The 21,190-nt window shown below is 68.5% G+C and carries 22 protein-coding genes; 8 read left to right on the plus strand and 14 right to left on the minus strand.

Annotation, left to right across the window (positions count from 1 at the left end; all coding sequences use genetic code 11):
- Positions 1 to 9: 9 nt before the first annotated feature.
- The 4 genes from HNR11_RS04540 (at position 10) to HNR11_RS04555 (ending at position 3,162) form a co-directional block, all read left to right on the plus strand.
- The gene (locus HNR11_RS04540) at positions 10 to 1,347 is read left to right on the plus strand and encodes a galactokinase family protein (RefSeq protein WP_179441317.1); all 1,338 of its coding nucleotides are present in this window, start codon (positions 10 to 12) and stop codon (positions 1,345 to 1,347) included.
- Entirely contained in the window at positions 1,344 to 2,045 is a 702-nt protein-coding gene (locus tag HNR11_RS04545) for a pyroglutamyl-peptidase I (RefSeq protein WP_343050583.1), read from the plus strand. The genes HNR11_RS04540 and HNR11_RS04545 overlap by 4 nt, the downstream gene beginning before the upstream one ends.
- 207 nt (positions 2,046 to 2,252) lie before the next feature.
- Entirely contained in the window at positions 2,253 to 2,435 is a 183-nt protein-coding gene (locus HNR11_RS04550; RefSeq protein WP_058887877.1) for a hypothetical protein, read from the plus strand.
- Positions 2,436 to 2,892: 457 nt separating this feature from the next.
- Positions 2,893 to 3,162 carry a hypothetical protein gene (locus tag HNR11_RS04555; RefSeq protein ID WP_179441318.1) on the plus strand — a complete coding sequence of 90 codons (270 nt, stop codon included), beginning with the start codon at positions 2,893 to 2,895 and terminating at the stop codon, positions 3,160 to 3,162.
- Here the strand turns inward: HNR11_RS04555 and HNR11_RS04560 are convergent.
- On the minus strand, positions 3,143 to 4,198 hold the full coding sequence (locus HNR11_RS04560) for a helix-turn-helix transcriptional regulator (protein ID WP_179441319.1): 1,056 nt from the start codon (positions 4,196 to 4,198) through the stop codon (positions 3,143 to 3,145). The two genes, HNR11_RS04555 and HNR11_RS04560, sit on opposite strands and share 20 nt — an antisense overlap.
- A 140-nt stretch (positions 4,199 to 4,338) precedes the next feature.
- Between HNR11_RS04560 and HNR11_RS04565 the strand changes: the two genes are divergently transcribed.
- Entirely contained in the window at positions 4,339 to 5,373 is a 1,035-nt protein-coding gene (locus tag HNR11_RS04565) for an SDR family oxidoreductase (RefSeq protein ID WP_179441320.1), read from the plus strand.
- Here HNR11_RS04565 and dnaB read toward each other — a convergent pair.
- Positions 5,370 to 6,731: a replicative DNA helicase gene (gene dnaB / locus HNR11_RS04570; protein WP_310735428.1), complete on the minus strand. Its 1,362-nt coding sequence runs from the start codon at positions 6,729 to 6,731 to the stop codon at positions 5,370 to 5,372. The genes HNR11_RS04565 and dnaB overlap by 4 nt on opposite strands.
- Complete coding sequence (locus tag HNR11_RS04575; RefSeq protein ID WP_179441321.1) at positions 6,728 to 8,293, minus strand: condensation domain-containing protein; 1,566 nt, start codon at positions 8,291 to 8,293, stop codon at positions 6,728 to 6,730. Before HNR11_RS04575 ends, dnaB begins: the two co-directional genes overlap by 4 nt.
- Positions 8,294 to 8,377: 84 nt before the next feature.
- Between HNR11_RS04575 and HNR11_RS04580 the strand changes: the two genes are divergently transcribed.
- Together HNR11_RS04580 and glsA are read left to right on the plus strand one after the other, a co-directional pair.
- Positions 8,378 to 9,178, plus strand: coding sequence for an alpha/beta fold hydrolase (locus HNR11_RS04580; protein ID WP_179441322.1), 801 nt, complete (start codon positions 8,378 to 8,380; stop codon positions 9,176 to 9,178).
- 656 nt (positions 9,179 to 9,834) lie between these two features.
- The gene (gene glsA / locus HNR11_RS04585; protein WP_179441323.1) at positions 9,835 to 10,845 is read left to right on the plus strand and encodes a glutaminase A; all 1,011 of its coding nucleotides are present in this window, start codon (positions 9,835 to 9,837) and stop codon (positions 10,843 to 10,845) included.
- 54 nt (positions 10,846 to 10,899) lie between these two features.
- On the opposite strand, the gene HNR11_RS04590 is transcribed toward glsA, so the two are convergent.
- The 6 genes from HNR11_RS04590 to HNR11_RS04615 all read right to left on the minus strand — a co-directional run bounded on the left by HNR11_RS04590 (position 10,900) and on the right by HNR11_RS04615 (position 15,444).
- Entirely contained in the window at positions 10,900 to 12,021 is a 1,122-nt protein-coding gene (locus HNR11_RS04590; protein ID WP_179441324.1) for an LLM class flavin-dependent oxidoreductase, read from the minus strand.
- Between the two features lie 159 nt (positions 12,022 to 12,180).
- Positions 12,181 to 12,633 (minus strand): 50S ribosomal protein L9, encoded by a 453-nt coding sequence (gene rplI / locus HNR11_RS04595; RefSeq protein WP_058887886.1) that lies wholly within the window; start codon positions 12,631 to 12,633, stop codon positions 12,181 to 12,183.
- Positions 12,634 to 12,667: 34 nt separating this feature from the next.
- Positions 12,668 to 12,907, minus strand: a complete 240-nt coding sequence (gene rpsR / locus HNR11_RS04600) for a 30S ribosomal protein S18 (protein WP_036475751.1) — start codon at positions 12,905 to 12,907, stop codon at positions 12,668 to 12,670.
- A gap of 113 nt (positions 12,908 to 13,020) precedes the next feature.
- Positions 13,021 to 13,593, minus strand: coding sequence for a single-stranded DNA-binding protein (locus tag HNR11_RS04605; protein WP_058887887.1), 573 nt, complete (start codon positions 13,591 to 13,593; stop codon positions 13,021 to 13,023).
- 56 nt (positions 13,594 to 13,649) lie between these two features.
- Entirely contained in the window at positions 13,650 to 13,949 is a 300-nt protein-coding gene (gene rpsF / locus HNR11_RS04610) for a 30S ribosomal protein S6 (protein WP_058887888.1), read from the minus strand.
- A gap of 175 nt (positions 13,950 to 14,124) precedes the next feature.
- A complete protein-coding gene (locus tag HNR11_RS04615; RefSeq protein WP_179441325.1) occupies positions 14,125 to 15,444 on the minus strand; it encodes a M18 family aminopeptidase in 1,320 nt (439 codons plus the stop codon).
- A gap of 57 nt (positions 15,445 to 15,501) precedes the next feature.
- Here HNR11_RS04615 and HNR11_RS04620 point away from each other — a divergent pair, with 57 nt between their 5' ends.
- Positions 15,502 to 15,687: a hypothetical protein gene (locus HNR11_RS04620; RefSeq protein ID WP_179441326.1), complete on the plus strand. Its 186-nt coding sequence runs from the start codon at positions 15,502 to 15,504 to the stop codon at positions 15,685 to 15,687.
- A gap of 14 nt (positions 15,688 to 15,701) precedes the next feature.
- Here HNR11_RS04620 and HNR11_RS04625 read toward each other — a convergent pair whose 3' ends face one another.
- The 5 genes from HNR11_RS04625 to HNR11_RS04645 form a co-directional block, all read right to left on the minus strand.
- A complete protein-coding gene (locus HNR11_RS04625; protein ID WP_179442859.1) occupies positions 15,702 to 16,463 on the minus strand; it encodes a response regulator transcription factor in 762 nt (253 codons plus the stop codon).
- Positions 16,464 to 16,605: 142 nt separating this feature from the next.
- On the minus strand, positions 16,606 to 17,985 hold the full coding sequence (locus HNR11_RS04630; protein ID WP_343050584.1) for a sensor histidine kinase: 1,380 nt from the start codon (positions 17,983 to 17,985) through the stop codon (positions 16,606 to 16,608).
- A gap of 34 nt (positions 17,986 to 18,019) precedes the next feature.
- Entirely contained in the window at positions 18,020 to 18,922 is a 903-nt protein-coding gene (locus tag HNR11_RS04635) for an ABC transporter permease (protein WP_179441327.1), read from the minus strand.
- Positions 18,919 to 19,830 (minus strand): ABC transporter ATP-binding protein, encoded by a 912-nt coding sequence (locus tag HNR11_RS04640; RefSeq protein WP_179441328.1) that lies wholly within the window; start codon positions 19,828 to 19,830, stop codon positions 18,919 to 18,921. The genes HNR11_RS04635 and HNR11_RS04640 overlap by 4 nt, the downstream gene beginning before the upstream one ends.
- A 35-nt stretch (positions 19,831 to 19,865) precedes the next feature.
- Positions 19,866 to 21,161, minus strand: a complete 1,296-nt coding sequence (locus tag HNR11_RS04645) for a DUF418 domain-containing protein (RefSeq protein WP_179441329.1) — start codon at positions 21,159 to 21,161, stop codon at positions 19,866 to 19,868.
- Positions 21,162 to 21,190 lie beyond the last annotated feature (29 nt).

Consider the following 21,190-nt stretch of genomic DNA (forward strand, 5'->3'; position numbering starts at 1 on the left):
TGGAACACCGTGCGAACTACCGATGCCGTCTGGCTCGCCCCCGGCGAGCCGCAAGAGATCCAATCTGACCTGGTCACCCGCTTCCAACAGGAGTATGGCCGGGCAGCTTCGGGCACCTGGTTCGCACCGGGGCGGGCCAATCTCAACGGTGAGCACATCGACTTCCACGCCGGTCGCTGCCTTCCCCTGGCTCTGGCCCACGGAACCTATGTCGCTGCCGCCCCGCGCACCGACGGCCAGCTCCGCCTGCGCACCCTGGACCCTTCCCTTGATGACGGGGTCACCATGGTGGCCCCCGATGCGATAGGCCCCGGCGCCGCCGTCGAAGCGACGGGTCATTGGAGCCAGTACGTCTCCGGGGTCCTCTGGGCGCTGCGGGAACTCGGCGACTCCCAGCCGGAGTTCCAGGTCGATCCGGATTTCGGCGCCGACCTGCTGGTGCTCTCCACGCTGCCCATCGGCGGAGGGCTCTCCTCCTCGGCGGCCCTGGAGTGCGCCTCCATGCTGGCCTTCCTCGCCCTGGGCACTCCGTTCGGCCAGGAGAACCCGCTGCAGAACCTCAATGCAGCGCTCACCAAGCAGCACCGCAAGGATCTCGCCGCCGCCTGTGTGCGCGCCGAGGTGGAGGTGGTCGGCGCCGGCACCGGTGGTCTGGATCAGTCCGCCGCACTGCGCGCCCGCCCTGGAAAGGTGCTCTCCCTGGACTGCCGGGATTTCAGCGTCACCCCCTTGGACATCGGCTGCATCCTGCGCGGTTACCGGCTGATCGCCGTGGACACCGGGGAGGCCCACCGCCTTGCCGATGGCCAGTTCGGCCAGCGTCGCGCCGACGCCGAGGCCGCCACCGCTCTGTTGGGCCTCGACCGGCTGCGCGATGCGCTTCCCGAGCGTCCGCGCAAGGCCGATGTCACCCATGTGCTTGAGGAGTTCGATCGACTCTCCGAGCAGCTGGAGACCCTGGAGGGTCGCAGCATCGCCGCCTGCCGGCGTCGACTCCGACACGCGCTGACCGAGATGGTGCGCTCTGAGAAGCTGCACCATCTGCTCTCCGGGGATTCCTACGGAGTGCGCCACATCGCCTCCACCATCGGGGACATCCTCACCGCGGGCCATATGAGCATGCGCGACGACGCGGAGGTCTCCTTCGACGTCGCCGACATGGTCGTGGAGACCGCGCTGGCCCAGGGGGCAGAAGGCGCCCGGCTCATCGGCGGCGGCTTCGGCGGTTCCGTGCTCGTGCTGATCTCTCCGGCGGCGATTCCCAAGCTCACCGCGGCTCTGGAGCGCATCAGTCGCAGCATCCGCCTGCTCGACGTGGCTCCCTCCGCGGCGGCCCACGCGCTGTGACCTCCCCCGCCCCGGCCGAGACAGTCGCAGGCGCTGCGAGACCTGGCCACACGGTGCTGCTCACCGGGTTCCAGCCCTTTGCCGGCATGGACCACAACCCCTCCTGGAACGTGGTCACAGAACTGGCCGAACGCGCCGAACGTGCGCAGCTGCGCGCCCAGGCGGTGCACGGAGAGATCACCGTGCGCACAGCGCTGCTGCCGGTGGAGTTCGAGGCCAGCGCGCAGCTCATGGACGAGCAGATCGCCGCCACCGACCCCGACCTGGTGATCGCGGTAGGCCTGGCGGCCGGCACCGAGGCGGTCCGGCTGGAGCGCGTGGGCCTGAATCTCCGTGATGCCCGGATTCCGGACAACGCCGGCCACCAGCCCGCCGGAGAGCCCGTGGTCCCGGGTGGACCGACGGCGATGTTCTCCACCCTGCGGCTGAAGGCCGCCCATGCCCTCATCGACGCCGAGGGAATCCCTGTGACGCTCTCGCTCAGTGCCGGCAGCTTCGTGTGCAACAGCCTGCTCTACGCCCTGCTGCACACCACCGGACCCGGCGCACGTCCGGCCGGGTTCGTCCATGTCCCGGACCTGGACCTCCCCGGGTCCGAGGTGAGCCGGGCCCAGGCGGTGCTCGCGCTGGACCTGCTGATCACCGAGTCGCTGCGCCCCGAGCCAGACCTCGACGTGCCCGCCGGACTGCTGCACTGAGGCACTGAGGCGCTGCGGCCCTTGAGACACTTGGGCACTCAGGCGCTGAGGCGCTGAGGCGCTGGGACGCCGATGGTTCTGCCGGATCACCGGCCTGCCCGGCGAGGATTTACCTTCCGACCAGCTCATTCTCAGAGACTCTGCTTAGACTTCGCTCAAAGCGCACTGACCATCTACCGGCAGAGAGCTGCCAAGCGAGGTGCACGAATGTCGTCTCATCCCGCAGGATCCGAACACCGAGAGCTTGACCCCTCGACCCAGGACTCCGCAGCCCGGCACAGCCCCGGGCTCGGGCGTTCCCATTCCGATGCCGCCGTTGCGATCACGCTGGGGCTCGGCATCGGGGTGCTCGCGTTTCTCCTGGTGCTCCCCTACCTGGGCAGGATCTGACCGGAATCCGACGCCGAGCACACTTCCCCGGGTCCCAGCTGGCCCTCGGCGTCGCCGGTCTGCTTCTCACCCGGAATGCCCGGTACGCTGACACGCTGTGAGCACCAGCAAGAAGTCGGCCGGGAAGAAGCCCGCCTCGAAGAACTCCGCCTCCAGAGGGCCCTCCGGCGCATCGCCGTCGCCTTCGCGGAGAACGGCCTCTTCGAGCCGAAGCAGTCCGGGCCCGCGCGCTGGCTCTGGCTCACGTGCTGGCTCAGGACCGCGTGCTGGAACGGGTCCACGCAACACCTCCAGGGCCGGCGCAACCCGGAACGGAGCCCGGGGAAGATCCGGCGCGCCGGGCAGGCCTGACACCCACGGTCCCCGACCGGGCGGACGCACCACGTCGGGTCCGGCCTCTGCTGCGCCCAGTGGTCTGCGGAAGTTCGCGGGAGACTGGGGCCGGTACCTCTGGGCCGTGGTCGTCGCCGTGGTGATCGCAGCGATGCTCTTCGAGTTCACCATGATCTGGACCATCGGGGTCGGCTTCTACATGCTGGCCCTGGGCGAGTTCACCGGACTCTGGCTCCTGGTGGGCGGCTACGCGATGGCGTGCACCCCGGCGGCCTTCGGCCTGCTCATCGCCACCGGACAGTTCTGGAGGTCCATGACCCACGCACTGTGGATCGGCCTGCTCTACGGTGCCGTGGGGTTCACCTTCCTCGACGTCATCCTGGGTGCCTTCTAGCGCCCGCCGCGCGGCGGTGGCGTGCCACCAGCTCCTCAGCCCGGGCGAGCACCATGTGGCGCAGGGCATCCGGGGAGAGCACCTCCACGCCTGGCACCGCGATGAGCTGGGACGCGGCGACCTCGAGGCTCTCCAAGCGCAGCTCGAAGCCCACCCGCAAAGGTTTCGCGGCCTCGCCCACAGCGGTGGTGGCGTCAGCGGGGGTGGCACCAGCGGAGCCAGCTCCGACGGTGGTGCCATCTGAGCTCGCCTTCAGCCCCCGCATCGGGGCTCCCGGCGTGGCGGCCCGCAGCGAATCCACGGCTGTGATGGGCACGCTGACCTGGACCGGCACGGCGTGCAGTGCGGCTTCAAACTCAGCCCGCGAGTCCCTCCAGTGCTGGGCCAGGGAGAAGCCCTCGGGGCGCCACGCTGCTTCCGGCAGCTCCTCCGCCCGACGCATCCTGCTCACCCGGTAGGTCCGCGCGGACCGACGATGCGCCGCCACCAGGTACCAGTGCTCGCCCTTGAGGACCAGCCCCAGCGGGTCCACCACCCGGGTCACTGCGCCTCCGGCGCCCCGCTGGTAGCGGATCCGCAGTCGGTGGCCCGACCACACGGCCTGAGCCACCGCTGGAAGGGCCTCCGGCCGCTCGGGCTCGGTGAACCAGGCCTCGTGGTCGAGCAGGAATCTCTCCTGAGCGGGCAGCACCGCCGCGCTCTGGCCGGTGGTCGCCGTGGCGGCGAGCATCTTCAGCCGCGCCATCTGGAACTCGGTCTCCAGGCCGAGGCCACGCGAGCCGGCCTCGCCGATGATCAGCGCCTGCAGCTCCGGGACGGTCAGGCCGGTGAGCGGCGAGCGCCAACCCTTCACCAGGCCGACGCCGCCGCCCGGTCCGGGCCGCGTCCACAGCGGCACCCCCACGGCCTGGAGTGCGGCGATGTCCCGCTCGATGGTGCGCACACTGACCCGATGACCCGCAGCGAGCTGCGCCGCAGTGGCTACCGGGGTGCGGCCGAGCTCGAGCAGCAGCGCCACCAGCCGTGCGGATCGCATGGCAGCAGTCTAGACAGATCCCGACACCGGATGTCGGGAATTGCTGGGACCCTGAGGTTCGAGGCACCGCAAGGGGCCTCACTCCAGCTCTCGCCCGCCGTGGCGCACGCGCGCACGGCACACCGCTCCAGGAGGAACCCATGACTGCCCAGTCCAGCTCAGCAGCGCCCAGCTCACCGACCTCCGCCACGCCGGCGCATCCGTCAGGCCAGTCAAGCCAGGCTGGCCACCCCCACCACCCCGACCTCTCCGGCCGGGTCGCACTGGTCACCGGAGCCACCCGCGGAGCCGGTCGGGCAATCGCCCGCGAGCTCGCGGCCTCCGGCGCGCTGACCTATTGCACCGGTCGCTCCACGCCGGAAGCCCCCTCTGACTACGGCCGGCCCGAGACGGTGGCGGAGACCGCCCGGCTGATCAACGACGCCGGCGGCATCGCGCATCCGGTGATCGTGGATCACCTCGAGATCGAAGCGGTCCGGGCGCTGATCGCGCGCATCGACGCCGAGCAGGGACGCCTGGACATCCTGATCAACGACATCGGCGGGGAGGCCTATGTCCAGTTCGGCAAGACCCTGTGGGACTACGACCTCGACGCCGGGAAGAAGCTCTTCGACACCGGGTTCACCACGCATCTGAACACCAGCCATGCCGCTCTGCCGCTGCTGATCCGCCACCCGGGCGGGGTGGTGGTGGAGGTGACCGACGGGACCCGCAGCTATAACGCCTCGCACTTCCGCGAGAGCGTCTTTCATGATCTGACCAAGACCGCGGTGGATCGCCTGGCCTTTGCGCAGGGGCATGAGCTCGCCGCCCACGGTGGGACCGCCGTGTCGGTCTCTCCCGGCTGGCTGCGTTCGGAGATGATGCTCGAGGGCTTCGGGGTGACCGAACAGACCTGGCGCGCCGCAGCGGAGGCCAACCGGGGCAGGACCGATGTCGTCCCGCCCTATGAATTCGTCATCTCCGAGACCCCGGCGATGCTCGCCCGCGGTGTCGCGGCCCTGGCGGCGGACCCGGCACGCGAGCGCTGGAACACGCTCTCGACCAGCTCCTACGAGCTTGCCCAGCACTACGGCCTCACCGACATCGACGGGTCCCGGCCGGATGCATGGAGCTTCATCACCCAGCTGGAGACCACCGAGGCGGCGAGGCTGGAGGCCTCGGACTACCGCTAGAAGTCCCGGGCCATGTCCTGGAAGCGGGCGTAGTGACCCTGGAAGGCCACCGTGATGTCCCGGGTCGGGCCGTTACGGTTCTTCGCCACGATGATGTCGGCCTCACCGGCGCGCTCGGTCTCCTTGTCGTAGACCTCAGGCCGGTGCAGCAGCATCACCATGTCCGCATCCTGCTCGATGGACCCGGATTCGCGCAGGTCCGAGACCTGCGGCTTCTTGTCCGGGCGTGATTCCGAGCCACGGTTGAGCTGGGAGAGCGCGATGATCGGGACGTCGAGCTCCTTGGCGAGCAGCTTCAAGGTACGGGAGAACTCGCTGACCTCCTGCTGGCGCGACTCCACCCGCTTGCCCGAGGAGAGCAGCTGCAGGTAGTCCAGCACCACGAGCTTGAGGTTGTTCCGCTGCTTGAGCCGGCGGCACTTGGCCCGGATCTCCATCAGCGACATGTTCGGGGAGTCATCGATGAACAGCGGCACGTCGTTGAGCCGGTCCACCGCCTCGGACATCTTCTCCCAGTCCTCGTCACGGATGTTGCCCTTGCGCAGATCCGAGAAGAGGATCCGGGACTCGGCGGAGAGCAGGCGCATCGCGATCTCATTGCGCCCCATCTCCAGGGAGAAGAAGGCGGCGGTCATCTTGTTGTTCACCGCGGCCGCGCGGGCGAAGTCCAGCGCCAGGGTGGACTTACCCATGGCCGGGCGGGCCGCGATGATGATCATCTGGCCGCCATGGAAGCCGTGGGTCAGGTCATCGAGCTCGCGGAAACCGGTGGGGATCCCGGTGAGCCCGCCGTCGTGGGCCGAGTTCGTCTCGATCTCATCGATGGTGGGTCCCAGCACCTCGGAGAGCGAGACGTAGTCCTCGCTCTGCCGGTTCTCGGCGACGTTGTAGATCTCCGACTGCGCCTGGTTCACGATGCCCTCGACCTCACCGTCGGCGGTGTGCCCGAGCTGCACGATCTTGGTGCCGGCGTCCACGAGTCGGCGCAGGATGGCCCGTTCCTGCACGATCTGGGCATAGAAGCCGGCGTTGGCGGCGGTGGGCACCGACTGGGCCAGGTTGTGCAGGTAGGCCGGTCCGCCGATGCGCTGGAGCTCCCCGCGCTTGGTGAGATGATCCGAGATGGTCACGACGTCGGCGGGCTCGCCGCGGCCGTAGAGATCGATGATCGCGTCGTAGATCAGCTCATGGGCGGGCCGGTAGAAGTCCGAGCCGCGCAGCACCTCGACGACGTCGGCGATGGCATCCTTGGAGAGCATCATGCCGCCGAGCACGGACTGCTCGGCCACCATGTCCTGCGGGGGTGTGCGGGAGTCCACCCCGGCCGGGGATCCAGTGTCGTAGAGCTCGGTAGTCACCCCTTTACGATACTCGGTGCCCGCAGCCCTTCGACCACTGCCCCCAACCAGGTGTGCATGGTCTCCCGGGCCTGTGGGGTATCGGGATAGCGGCAGCGCAGATGCAGCCCGGTCTCGTTGACCACGAACCAGATCATCACCCCGTCGGTCTGGACCACGGCCGAGACATGCTGCGCATTCAGCGCCTGATCGACGTTGACCGGGAGCCGACGGTGATCCAACCAGCTCATCGCGAACATCCCCGGTTCGGCGGGCATCCCGCCATAGGGACGCATGATCGGAGCCATCGGATGCGAGCCCAGTCGGATCGCCTCCTTGACCGCCTGGTAGCTCCCGCGCAGGCTCTCGTCGTCGTTCTCCAGCACCGCGTTGGTGATGAACCAGCCCACCGAGTCGAACCAGCGCGGCTCGTCCCGGCTGTGCACCGGGAACACCGTGCGCAGCGGCTGGTCCCCGAGCTCCCGAAAGAGCCGCGTCATCACGGACACGGCGACGGCGATCAGCCGGACCCCCTGCTCCTTGGCGTGGGCCTCCAGCACATCCAGCTCCGCCGAGTCCAGCACGTCGCGGACCTCGACCTTCTCGCTGACCGGCAGCGAGATGTCCCCCAGCGGCAGCGGGAACCTCGGCATCACCCCGCCCCCGGCCTGAAGGATCTCCCGCCATCGCGAGACGATCTCCTCCGGCGGGAACGGTTTGTTCTCCATCGCCAGGGTGTGCGCCGCGAAGGACTCCGGCACCTTCAGCCCATGCGCCACCGGGCGCCCCGCTCGCAGGTTCTCCAGGACCGCGGTGAAGTCCCGCACCAGCACCAGCAGGGACCAGGCGTCCACGTGGGCGTGATCGGAGCCGATCACGATCTGCGGGGAGCCGGCGGTGTCCCGCACGGCGGCAGACTCGCCGTCGTCGATGACACAGAGCCGGTGTGAGGGGGTGCCGAAGGGGTCACACACGGAATCGAAGTGCGCCCGCAGAGCCGCCTTGACCTCGGCGGCGCTGAGCTGATCGCTCGGAGCGTCAAGGTGCGCGGTCTGCAGCCCTGTCCCGCTGTGCATGCTGAACCCGACCGGGCGGCTTTCACGCTCCGGCGCCTCGAGCTGTTCCCAGGCGCCGGGCAGCATGGTGACCTCCCGCAGATACAGATCGGTGATCGGGCCTCCGGAGCGTTTGCCGGGGCCAGCGTGAGCGTGATCTGCATCACTTCGGCGTGGTGCGTGTTCTGGGCGCCAGTCGAAGACCGTGCGCAGCGTGCCGTGACGTTGGATCACCACCTGCCAGGCGGCAGCGATCTCTTCCAAGGAGGCCGGGCCGTCGAGCTGAAAAGAAACCGCCATCCACGATCCGGGCCGCGACCCGAAGCTGACATGGCGGTTCTGATCAAAGGACACCGGCAGCCCGCGGGGCGGATCCGGCGTCGGCGCTGCGGCTTCTGGCGGTCCAGCGGTGAAGCCGAGGCCCGCGCCGACGTTCGGATCAGGTTCGGCGGCGGCCTGGGCCACCACCGAGTAGCTGGAGAGACGTCCCGGCCTGGCGTGCATCTGTGCCACATTGGTCAACCGCATACGGCGTAGTGTAGATGGCGTTCACGACGCCAGGATGGTTCCGGCGCAACTTGTTGTTCACCTGAGACGCAGGAGTCAGAGACCGTGGGGCTTTTTCAGACGGCCGGGGCGAAGCTCGCGTATGAGCTCACCGGTGAGGGGCCGACCTTCGTCCAGCTGCACGGGCTGACCTCCTGCGCCTCCCGGGAGCGCCGCGCCGGGCTGGATATGACCCTGAACCTTCCGGACTGCCAGGTGCTGCGCTACGACGCGCGGGGGCACGGCTCCTCCACTGGTCGGGCGGTCCCCGAGGACTATCTCTGGCCGCGGCTCGCCGAGGACCTCCTGGAGCTGCTCGATGAGCTCGCTCCCGGGGAGACGGTCCACGCCGCCGGCCCCTCGATGGGAGCCGCGACCCTGCTCTATGCCGCGCTGCGCGATCCCGACCGCTTCGCGTCACTGACCCTGATGGTCCCGCCCACCGCCTGGGGCACCCGCTCCGGGCAGGCCGAGACCTATCAGAGGTCGGCTCAGCTGGTGGAGGACCAAGGGATCGGCGCCTTCGTCCGGGTGGGCCGTCAGGTGCTCCCGCCGCCGGCCTTGGCTGACCGGCAGAAGGAACGCGTCCCCGCGGTCAGCCAGGAGCTGCTGCCCTCGATCTTCCGCGGTGCTGGGATGACTGATCTGCCAGATCCAGAGGCGCTGCGCGAGCTCAGGGTCCCCACCCTGATCCTGGCCTGGGTCGACGACTACGCGCACCCGGTCTCCACGGCCGAGAAGCTCCACCAGCTGATCCCGAACTCCAGGCTGCAGATCGCCGAGACCCCGGAGGAGCTGGACACGTGGCCACGCCGGGTGGCCCGCTTCGTCGCGGCGCATCCGGTCGCGGGCGCAGTCCGCCGCTGAGGATCGGATCGCCGGGCACGCAGCAGGATCACGAACCCTGGGTGCGTGATCCCCTTCCCTTCGCCGGCGTCCCGGCGATCCGATGTGCCTCCAGGCCCGCCGTCTCATGCCCCGCATCGCGGTGCAGGGGCGCGGAACCAGGCCCGCCTCGGATTCCCCGAGGCCTCGGACACGTCGAGCATGGGACACCGGGAATCGCTTCCCAGCCCCCTGTCTCCGTTCCGGCCGCGGATCGCGGCGCCGCGTGAATGCGCGCTGGAGGAGTCCAGCCAATATTCACGTCCGAGGGACTTTCCACACTGTATGTTCCGGGGCAGGCAGGAGCAATAGCCCAGAATGCCCCTGCCTGTGGAGAAAATGTGGACTATGCGGCGTGTCTTGTGCACAACGTGTGCAGGAAGCTGTGGACAGAGTCGGGATAACGGTCCAGTCAAGCCTCTGAACTGCAGTTATAGGTTCTTCACACTGTGCACTGCGGTTTTCTGATACCAATTTTTCCATCATTATGTGGCCTTGCCGTAACCCTGCCGTTAAGTGTATGCGGGCACCATCGCCGTGTTTTCCACAGCTTGTCCACAATCTGGTGAGAACGCCCAGGCAGGCGGTTCGTTCCCCAGCGGGTAGCGTAGGGAGTCCCACACTTCAGGAGTCTCCCGGTGCAAGAATCGATCAACACATATCTCCGCGAAGTCCTCAGAGAGTCCGGTGAGGATGTCAGCGGCAAGCTCGCCGCCTACATCCCCCGACTGCGTGACGCTGATGAGAACCTGCAGGCGCTCGCCCTGGCGACGGCCGACGGCCAGGAGTGCTCCGCGGGAGACGACGAACACCTGTTCACCATCCAGTCGATCTCCAAGCCCTTCGTCTATGCGCTGGCTCTGGATGACATCGGTCTGGATCGGGTCCGCGACATGGTGGGGATGGAACCCTCCGGCGAGGCGTTCAACGAACTCTCCCTGGAGGGTGGGACCGGACGTCCGCTGAATCCGATGATCAATGCCGGTGCCATCGCCACGCATCATCTGGTGGACCACAGCAGCCACGAGCAGCACCCCGGGGGTCAGGAGAGCCTCTCACGCACCCCTGAGGTGCGCAGCCGGACCACCCGGATCCTCGACGGCCTCTCCGCCTTCGCCGGGCGCCAGCTGGAGATCGACTGGGATGCCGCGGAAGAGGAGTACGCCACGGCGTACCGCAATATGGCGATCGCCCACATGCTGAAGTCCCACGGCTCGCTGGAGACCGAGCCGGATGAGGCGGTCCGCGGATATATCGACCAGTGCTCGATCATGGTCACGGTCAAGGACATCGCCCGGATGGCCGCCACGCTGGCGAACAACGGCGTCAATCCGGAGAACGGCGCGCGTGTGATCTCCGCAGAGTCGGCCCGCACCACGCTGGGGATCATGGCCACCTGCGGCATGTACGACGCCTCGGGTCGCTGGCTGACCCAGATCGGCATCCCGGCGAAGTCGGGGATCTCCGGTGGCATCATCGGAGTCCTCCCAGGTCAGGTCGGTATCGCCTCGTTCGCGCCGCGACTCAATGAAGAAGGCAGCAGCGTCCAAGGCGTGGCCATGTTCCAGCATCTCTCCAACGAGCTCTCACTGCATCTGATGAGCAACCAGCGGATCAACGTGATCGAGGAGCTTCAGCGACGCGTCTGAGCCGAGTCGGCAGGACCCCCGCAGCGGAGACCAGCCGGGCGGGACTGCACCTGGTCAGGCCACGGCGGCTGTGCCGCCGCCTGGAACGGGATCTCGGCCCTCCTCGCGACGGCGCAGCAGGCTGGCGTGCGTGGGTGCCTGCGGAGTCCCCTGCGGGGCGCGGGCGGCCACCTCCTTGCGCAGGACCGGGACCACCTCTTCACCGAGCAGATCGATCTGCTCCAGCACGGTCTTCAGGGGCAGCCCCGCGTGGTCGATCAGGAAGAGCTGTCGCTGGTAGTCCCCGGCGTACTCCCGGAAGCTCAGCGTGCGTTCGATGACCTGCTCAGGGGTGCCCACGGTCAGCGGGGTCTGCGCGCTGAAGTCCTCCAGCGAGGGCCCGCCGCCGTAGACCGGTGCCCGGTCGAAGTAGGGCCGGAACTCGCGAATGGCGTCCTGCGAGGTGCGGCGCATGAAGACCTGGCCCCCGAGACCGACGATGGCCTGCTCCTGGGTCCCGTGGCCGTAGTGCGCGTAGCGGGAGCGGTAGAGGTCGATCATCCGCCCGGTGTGTTCCTTGTTCCAGAAGATGTTGTTGTGGAAGAACCCGTCGCCGTAGTAGGCGGCCTGCTCCGCGATCTCAGGAGACCGGATGGACCCGTGCCAGACGAAGGGCGGGATGTCCTGTAGTGGACGCGGGGTGGAGGTGAATCCCTGCAGCGGGGTCCTGAAACGCCCGGAGAAGTCGACCTCGGTCTCGCGCCAGAGCCGGTGCAACAGTGCGTAGTTCTCCACCGCTAAAGGAATCCCGGAGCGGATGTCTTTGCCGAACCAGGGGTAGACAGGTCCGGTGTTCCCGCGTCCCAGGGTGAGATCCACCCGGCCCTGGGCCAGGTGCTGGGCGAAGGCATAATCTTCTGCGATGCGCACCGGGTCTGTGGTGGTGATCAGCGTCGTCGCCGTGGAGAGCTGGATCCGGGTGGTCTGGGCGGCCAGGTAGGCCATCAGGATCGGCGGGTTCGCCGGCGCGACGAAGGGCGGGTTGTGGTGCTGGCCCACGGCGAAGACATCGAGGCCGACCTCCTCGGCCCGTTTCGCGATCGCCACCATCGACTGGATCCGCTCGTGCTCGGAGGGCACCCGACCGGTCGTGGGATCAGGTGTCATGTCCCCGATGCTGAATACGCCGAACTGCATAGCTGCTCCCTGCGCCGTCACGGTTGACCCGGTCTCCCCGGGGCACTGTTCAAGATTTCAACAACACCCAGCATAGCGGGCACAAGAAGGCCCCGGCCTCCCAAGGGAGTCCGAGGCCTTCTCAGTTCTCAGCCGCGAAGGGGCCGGGATATGTGCTGCCTACTTGGAACCGACGACCTGAAGGTCGAGGGTCGCTGAGACATCGGCGTGCAGGCGGACAGTGGCCTTGTAGTTGCCGACTGCCTTGATGCGCGCGGGGATCTCGACGGTGCGCTTGTCGATGGAGCCCAGGCCGGAGGCCTCGACTGCATCGGCGATCTGCGCGGAACCGACGGTGCCGAACAGGCGGCCGGAGTCGCCGGTCTTCACGGTGATCTTCACGGGGGCAGACTGCAGCTTGGTGGCCACTGCCTGTGCTTCCTCGACCGTTGCGATCTCGCGAGCCTTGCGAGCGGAGCGCAGGCGCTCCACGTCCTTCTCGCCGCCCTTGGTCCAGGCCAGTGCGAAGCCACGCGGCAACAGGTAGTTGCGTGCGTAGCCGCTCTTGACCTCGACCACATCACCGGAAGCGCCGAGACCGGTCACTTCCTGAGTCAGGATGAGCTTTGCCATTGGGTTGTTCCTTTCCTTCCCAGTCAGTCCTGGATCAGCCGCGGCCAGCGCCGGCGTACGGCAGCAGTGCGACTTCGCGAGCGTTCTTGATCGCCTGGGCGATCTTGCGCTGCTCCTGGACAGTCACACCGGTCACCCGGCGTGCACGGATCTTGCCTCGGTCGGAAATGAACTTCCGCAGCAGAGCGGTGTCCTTGTAGTCGATGACCGTGATGTCAGCAGCCTTCAGCGGGTTCGCCTTGGGCTTTGGCTTCTTGAGTTCAGCCTTTGCCATCGTGGTGCTCCTTTTCATTCTCGGAGCCCGCACCTGTGGGATGCGGGATGGTGGATAGTGTGTGTTCTTGAGCCGCTGCTCCGTGGCTCAGAGACGCGTGGCGCCTGCTGAGATCAGAACGGTGGCTCGTTGTTGTCAGGGGCTCCCCAGTTTCCGCCGCCGGAGGGCTGTCCGCCCCACGGGTCCTGCGGCGCGGAGTCGTTGCTCCAGCCGCCGGAACCACCGGATGACGAGCCGCCGCCGGAGTTTCCGCCGCCGAAGCCGCCTCCGGAGGCTGCACCGCCGCCGAAGCCGCCGCCGCTCGGGCGGCCGCCCTGGCCGCCGCTCGAGCGCTGGACGCTGGCGGTGGCGAAGCGCAGCGAGGGACCGATCTCGTCGACGTCGAGCTCCCAGGAAGTGCGGTTCTCGCCCTCCTTGGTCTGGAACGACCGAGCCTTGAGCCGACCCTGGGCGATCACGCGGGTGCCCTTGGTCAGTGACTCTGCGGCGTTCTCCGCGGCTTCACGCCACAGGGAACAACGGACGAAGAGGGTCTCCCCGTCCTTCCATTCATTCGCTTGACGGTCGAAGAACCGCGGCGTAGACGCGATGGCAAAGTTGGAGACCGCTGCCCCTGAAGGGGTGAAGCGGAGCTCTGGATCTGCCGTCAGGTTGCCTACAACGGTGATGATGGTCTCGCCGGCCATGGAAGTGCTCCTTGGTTGCTGGTTCGCCCTGACAGGTGGATCGTCCACCTGGAGGATTAATCGATCTTCTGTTCCTCGGGGCGGGTGATCTTGGTGCGCATGATCGTCTCGTTCAGGCGCAGCAGTCGGTCGAGCTCAGCGGCGGCGTCGGGAGTCGAGTGGAAGTTGACGACGGCGTAGACCGCTTCCGTCTTCTTCTGGATCTCGTACGCCAGGCGGCGTCGGCCCCAGACGTCGACGCTTTCCACGGAGCCGCCGTCCTTCTTGACGACCTCCATGTACTTGCCGAGGGTCGGCTCTACGGTGCGCTCATCAACCTCGGGGTCGACGAGCACCATCAGTTCATAGTGACGCATTGTGTTAACCCACCTCCTTTGGCCTTGCGGTCACGGGATTTCCGTAACAGGAGGGTCTATCTGCATCGGCATCTGGTCCTGCTCGGCCGGCCCTCGGCATGAGGGCAGGCTGAAACCAGGTCAGACAACCTGCACTATGGTACCGGCTTTGCCCGCGCGTGACGAACGGGTCGGCTCAGCTGTGCAGCGGGGTGGCGAAGAAGCTCGCCACGGCGTCCCGGAGGTGACCGAGGTCCTCGACCCCGCACATCTCCCGCGCGGAATGCATCGAGAGCAGCGCGATGCCGACGTCCACGGTGCGGATCCCGAGCCGGGTCGCGGTGATCGGCCCGATCGTGGAGCCGCAGGGGAGGTCGTTGTTCGAGACGAACTCCTGAGTGGGCACCCCCGCGGCACGGCAGACCTGGGCCCACATCGCGGCACCCGGGGCGTCGGTGGTGTACCGCTGGTTGGCGTTGATCTTCAACAGCGGCCCGCCGTTGGGCAGCGGGCGGTTCGCCGGGTCATGGCGCTCGGAATAGTTCGGGTGCACCGCGTGACCGGCGTCGCTGGAGAGGTGCCAGGAGGCGGCCAGGGCCTGCGCCCGCTGGGTGGCGGTGGCCCCGGGCTGACCGGCCGCGCGGCCGAGACCCTCATAGATCCGCTCCAGCACCTCCTGGAGGAACGGCCCTGCGGCGCCGGAGCGCGAGGCGGAGCCCAGCTCCTCATGGTCGAAGGCGGCGAGCATCGGAATCACCGTGCCGGTCTCGGCCTGATCGGCGATGCTCTGCAGGGCGGTGAGCCCGGCATGGACCGAGGAGAGGTTGTCCAGACGGCTCGAGGCGAAGAACTCCTGGTTCGAGCCGAACCTCGCCGCCGGCTGGGCGTCGGCCAGCACGATGTCATATCCATCCACCTCGGAGGGGTCCACACCGGCCGCCTCGGCCAGCAGCGCCAGCACGTCCGCGGCTGCGGCCTGCTCGGAAGTACCAGCCAGCCCCAGGACCGGGCTGGTGTGTGCCTGCTTGCCCAGCTTCAGCCCCTCGTTGACCTGACGATCCAGATGGATGGCCAGCTGCGGGATCCGGGCCACCGGGCCGGTGCAGGCCAGGTGCGTGACTCCGTCGCGGGTGACCAGACGCCCAGCCAGGCGCAGCTCCCGGTCCAGCCAGGAGTTCAGCAGCGGCCCGCCGTAGACCTCGACCCCGGCCTGCACCCAGCCCTGGCTGATGACCGTGGACCTGGGCTTGAGCTTGAATCCGGGGGAGTCGGTGTGCGCACCGAGGATCCGCAGCGGGGTGGTCGGAGCGGCATTGGCGGGCAGCACCCAGGCCAGCACGGCTCCGTCGCGCAGGACCACATAGCCGCCGGGCTCGGCGGGCCAGTCCTGGTGTTCTCCCAGCTGGGTGAAACCGGCGCTGACCAGGCGCTGCGCCGCGACGGCGGCCGCGTGGTAGGAAGACGGGGAGGCGGCCACATAGGCGGCGAGATCTTCGACGAGCTCTTCGGATGTCATGCCCGCCATCCTAATCAGAGCCTCGATTCCTGCGGGGCCCGCTGCTAGCGTGGCCGCATGTCATCACTCTGGGCCGGCCTGCTCCTCAATCTCCTGTTCTTCCTGGCAATGCTGCTCATCGTGATGTTCGTGCTGCACGCCACGATCCGCGCCGCGGTGCGCAATGCGCTGCGCGACCACGACTCCTACCGCCAGGAGCAGGCCCAGGCCGCAGACCGGAGCCGCAGCCAGCCCGAGACCTGACCAGCCGTGCGCCCCTAGAGCGGGCCGAGCAGACCGGTCTGGAACACGTAGACCACGGCCTGCACCCGGTCCCGGAGCTGCAACTTGGTCAGGATCCGGCGCACATGGGTCTTGACCGTGGCCTCGGAGAGGAAGAACTTCGCCGCGATCTCCGCATTGGAGAGCCCCTCGGCCACGGCGAAGAGCATCTCGGTCTCACGCTGGGTCAGCGCCTCCCGCGGGACCCCATCATCCATCGCCTCGGCGATCTCCCGCCCATCGGGCAGGGAGGGCGCCGCGCCGTCGGCCCCTGCGCGGACCCCACGAGGCTGACCGGGACGGGGATCCTGTGGGGCTGGGGCCTCGGCCGGGACAGCCCCGCGCAGGTAGACCTCCAGCAGCCGCTGGGTGATCCGCGGGGCCACTACGGCGTCGCCCTCGGCCACCACCCGCACCGCCTGGACCAGGTCCTCCGGGGTGACGTCCTTGAGCAGGAAGGCGCTCGCGCCAGCCTGCAGCCCAGAGAACGCATACTCGTCGAGATCAAAGGTGGTCAGGATGATCACCCGGGTCTGCGGGAACTGCGCGACCACCCGGGTGGTGGCCTCGATGCCGTCCATCCGGGGCATCCGCACGTCCATGAGCACCACGTCCGGGCGGCGTGCCGGGTCAAGGGAGTTCAGCTCGTGCAGCGCCTCGATCCCATCGGCGGCCTCCGCCACGACCTCGAAGTCCTCCTCACCCTCCAGGATCAGCCGGAACCCCATGCGCAGCAGATGCTGATCATCGACCAGCATCACCTTCAGCGGCCCGCCGCGCGGCTCCTCCTGGGTCTGCGCGGCCTGGAGCTGTGCAGGGTGTGCCTGTGCGGCTTCGAGCTGTGCTGCCTGTGCCTGTGCGGGGTGTGCCGCGTCGTCGTCGTGGTGGTTGTGCACCTGGTCATCCCTTCTGCGGCGGTTCCAGCACCGCGCGCACCATCCAGCCCCGGCGCGGTGCCGGGCCTGCGTAGACCGATCCGTTGTAGAAGCCTGCGCGCTCGGACATCCCGTGGATGCCCTGGCCGCTGCCCACCGATTCCCGGCGCTCCCCCTGCGCCGGGTGCACCCCGTCATCGGTGACGGTGAGCACCACCTGCCCGCAGGAGGGCATGCCCAACGCCGCCTGATCCGCCGCGCTGAGCCCCTGGGCGCTCAGTCGGCGTGACTCGCTGGGCTCCGGTCCGGGACGATGCTCGATCTGCACGCTGACAGCGGTGACCTGGCGGCCGTAGCGCAGCACATTGGTCAGCGACTCCTGCAGGATCCGGTGCACGGTGAGACCGAACCCGGCGTCCTCGGGAAGGGCGGGGCCGGTCAGGCTCACCGTCAGCGGCAGGCCGGCCTGGCGGAAGTTCTCGTAGAGCTCCTCCAGCGATTCCCCGATCGGGCGGCGGGCGGCGCCGACGTCCTGACCCTCACGCAGCACCCCGATCACGCGGCGCATATCCCCCAGCGCGGTGCGCCCGGTCCCGGAGAGCTCCTCCAGGACCTCTCCGGCCCGGTGGGGATCCTTCCGGGCCACGATCCGGGCGCCGTCGGCCAGCGAGATCATCACCGAGAGGGAATGCGCGATCACATCATGCATCTCCCGGGCGATCCGGTTGCGCTCGGCCACCTGTGCCAGCTGCTGGTTTCGCCGGGCCCACTCCAGGACCTCCTGCTCGTGGCTGCGGCCGCGGCGCACGGCGGCGCCGATCCCCGCGGAGATCCCCACGGTGAAGAACATCATCACCGCCAGGATGCTCAGCGACTCGAACTCGCTGAGCCCCATCGGGTCGTAGTAGTTCTCCATCCACCAGCTGGGACCGTGCCGCTCGGTCCAGATCTCGGTGCGCAGGAAGCTCAGATAGCCCAGCACGCAGGCCGGCAGCCCGGTGATCAGTCCCACCAGCAGTCCGCGCTGCAGCGCCACGGCGTAGGCGGCGAAGCACAGCCCCCACATCTGCACCCCCTGCCAGGGGTAGAAGAGCAGCAGCGCGGCCTCAGCCAGGGCCACCAGGGCCAGCACGCTGAGCGGGTGCGAGCGCCGGAAGCACAGGGCCGCCACGATCACCGCGTATCCGGGCAGCAGCCACAGCGCGCCGCGGCCGAGATCGTAGAAGGCATAGGGGTAGACCCACAGCGTCAGCAGCACGTAGACCCCGATGACCACCGCGTTCATGGTCTTGGGGTGCCGGCGGAACCATCCGCGCATCCCGCGGCCGCGCACGATGGCCAGGTCCTCGAACCCAGGGGGCATCGCCTGTGCGGCGGGGGATTCGGTGAGCGACGGGGTGATCACGGCGTCGACTCTACCGAGGCCGACGGCGCGAAGCTCAGGCATCGCGCCGGGTGAGCAGCAGCCATCCCGGGATCAGGACGACGCCGGCCCACACCAGCAGCAGCGCTCCGGCCAGCGCCGGGGGCAGGTCGCCGGCCATCGAGGCGCCACCGATGAATTGGCGCTGCAGCGCGAAGATCTCGAATCGCATCAGCTCGATGACCCACTGCGCGCCGTCGCTGATGCCCAGCAGCAGGCCCAGCACGATCGGCCCGCTGAAGAGCAGCAGACAGTAGGTGATCACCGCGCCGGCGGTGCTGCGCAGCAGGGCCCCGAGGCCGAACCCGAGCGAGGCGGTGATGATCACCGCGGCCCAGCTGCTGAACACCAGCCACCAGAGTCCCGGATCCAACAGTTCGGGCATCACGTCATAGAACCCGGCCAGCGGCAGCAGCACCAGGAAGCTCAGCGCCACCAGGACTGCGGTGAGCCCCGCGATGAACCCGCAGACCGCCAGCAGCTTGGCGGTGAAGAACATGCTGCGATTGGGCACGGCGGCCAGCGAGGATCGGATCGAGCCGGTGCTGTGCTCGGAGGTGATCGCCACCGCGGCGAGCGCCCCCATCAGCAGCGTGACCAGGGTGAAGCTGGAGAAGACGTTCTCGAAGAGGGTGAACCCGTCCAGCGGCGCCGCCGAGTTCTGGAGTGCGGAGTTCTGCTGTGCCGTGTCGGAGAGCTGCGCCCGGGTGCTGAGCACGGTGCCCAGCAGCGTGAGCAGCATCATGCTCAGCGCGACGAGGCTGAGCCACCAGTTCAGTCGCAGGCTGGTCAGCTTCAGCCATTCCGCGCGCAGCGCCCGCGGGAAGCTCAGCTCTGCGCGGCCCAGCGCCGCCGGCGGTGCGGTGGTGATGCCGCCGGGGCCGGCGCTGCCTGGGGCGCGGGATGTGTGCGGGTTCATGAGAGTCCTCCGGAGCGATGTTCGACGTAGTCCCCGGTGAGCCTGAGGTAGGAGTCCTCCAGCGAGGAGTGCAGCGGGGTCAGTTCATGGACCACCACGCCCAGCTCCAGGGCGCGGCGTCCGATGCTGCGGGCATCGACCCCGCGCACCTCGAAGGTCTCGGCGTCCTGACAGGTCAAAGTGACCTCCGCTCCGGCCAGGCCGGCCATCAGCGTCTGGGAGTCTTCGGTGCGGACCAGCACCCGGGTTTCCCCGGCCGTGTCGAGGAAGTCTCCCAGCGGCTGATCGGCGATGATCCGACCCTGCCCGAGCACGATGAGGTGGTCAGCGGTCTGTGCCATCTCCGACATCAGGTGCGAGGAGAGGAACACGGTGCGGCCCTGGCCGGCGAGCCGGCGGACCAGTTGGCGGACCCAGCGCACCCCTTCCGGGTCCAGCCCGTTGATGGGTTCATCGAAGATCAGCACCTGAGGGTCGCCCAGCATCGCCGCGGCGATGCCCAGGCGCTGACTCATCCCCAGGGAGTAGCCCTTGGTCCGCCGGTCGGCCACCGAGCTCAGCCCGGTCATCTCGATGACCTCCTGGACCCGGGACCGGGGGATCGCGTGGGTGGCGGCGAGGATGCGCAGCTGCTGCTCCCCGGTCCACCCGGGGTGGCCTGCCCCGGCGTCGAGCACCGCCCCGACCTCGCGCAGGGGTGCGCGGTGTTCAGCGAAGAGCTTGCCGTTGATGGTGATCTGCCCGGCACTGGGGCGGTCCAGTCCCATGGCCAGTCGCATGGTGGTGGACTTCCCGGCCCCATTGGGTCCCAGGAATCCGGTGACCCGGCCCGGTTCCAGCGCGAAGCTGATGCCGTCCACCGCGGTTCTGCTCCCGTAGGTCTTGCTCAAGCCGCTGGCTGTGATCATGCTTCCACGCTAGATCCGCCCGACCCCCGGACACATCACGCTGAAGGATGATCCTGCGGGCGGCTCGGAGAGTTCGGTTTCACGGGAAACATCCTGCTGGAGTAGGTCCAGGCGCGCAGCGGCGCCTCCAGGGGGCCACGGGTGAAGAAGTGCAGCCACAGTCGTGAGAGCCCCAGCTGGCTCAGCCACAGCAGGACGACGACGGCGCCCACCTGGCTGGCGCTGAGCTCTCCCGCCAGTCCCAGACCCAGCGGGGTGCCGAGCGCGGAGAAGATCAACGCGAGCACCAGGGACTGTCCCAGGTAGTTGCTCAACGACATCCGGCCGGCCGGCGCCAGCAGCCGCACCAGCCATCCGAGCCCCGGATGACGCAGGATCAGCAGCGCTGCGATCACATAGCCTGTGGCCTGCACCGGGCCGGCCAGGAAGATCAGTCCCGAGCTGAGCGTCTCCGCTCCGAGCCCGCCGGAGTCGGCGCCCCAGAGCATCCACGCGGCGCTCAGGCTGAGCGCGCCGCCCACCGCCAGGGCGGGAAGCATGAGCGCGAGCAGCCGCGCCGTCGGAATCTCCCCGGCGATGATGCGCTCCAGCATCCGAGCGCGCCCGACCACCAGCCCGAGCAGGAAGGCGGCGAGCGCGACCGGGCCCTGCACCAGCAGGATCGAGGGCGCGACGAGGGCGTAGGCGCCCAGCTGGAAGGCCAGGTAGCTGCCCAGACTCCCGGTATAGCCCGCGCGGGCCTCCTCAGCGGACACGATCAGCCCGGAGCTCGCCCCCGTGGCGCTCTCCATCATGGCCCCGTCGATCATCCCGGAGGACTCCATCACCGCGGTCAGCGCGCCGATGCCGAGGATCGCCAGAGCCACCACGGCCCAGAGCCCGCCGGCCAGCAGCAGCGCGGCGCGGGTGCTGATCCCACGCAGCCCCAGCAGCGCGAAGCCCAGCACCGCGTAGGCGAGCAGGATGTCCCCGACGAAGAGGAAGATCCCGTGCAGCACACCGAGGACCGCCAGTCCCAGGAAGCGACGCTGGGATCGTGAGACCTCACTGACCCCGGCGCGGTGCGCGGAGCCGGATTGCAGCACGAAGGAGAGCCCGAAGAGGAAGGAGAAGATCACATAGGACTTGCCCTCGAAGATCGCCGTGGCCGCAAAGGCCACCCATTGATCCGCACCGGCGAGCCCGGCGTCCCCGCCGACGTCCTGGCTCATCCCGGCCGAGCGACCGCCGCCGGTGAGGTTCTCCGGGAACGCGAAGTACCAGACGTTGACGGACAGGATTCCCAGCAGGGCCAGGGCGCGCAGCGCGTCGACGGCGTGAAGTCTCTCCATCCCCCCAAAATACCGGGGCGTACGTGGTC

This window comes from Nesterenkonia sandarakina, assembly GCF_013410215.1.
In the GTDB taxonomy this organism is placed as follows: domain Bacteria; phylum Actinomycetota; class Actinomycetes; order Actinomycetales; family Micrococcaceae; genus Nesterenkonia; species Nesterenkonia sandarakina.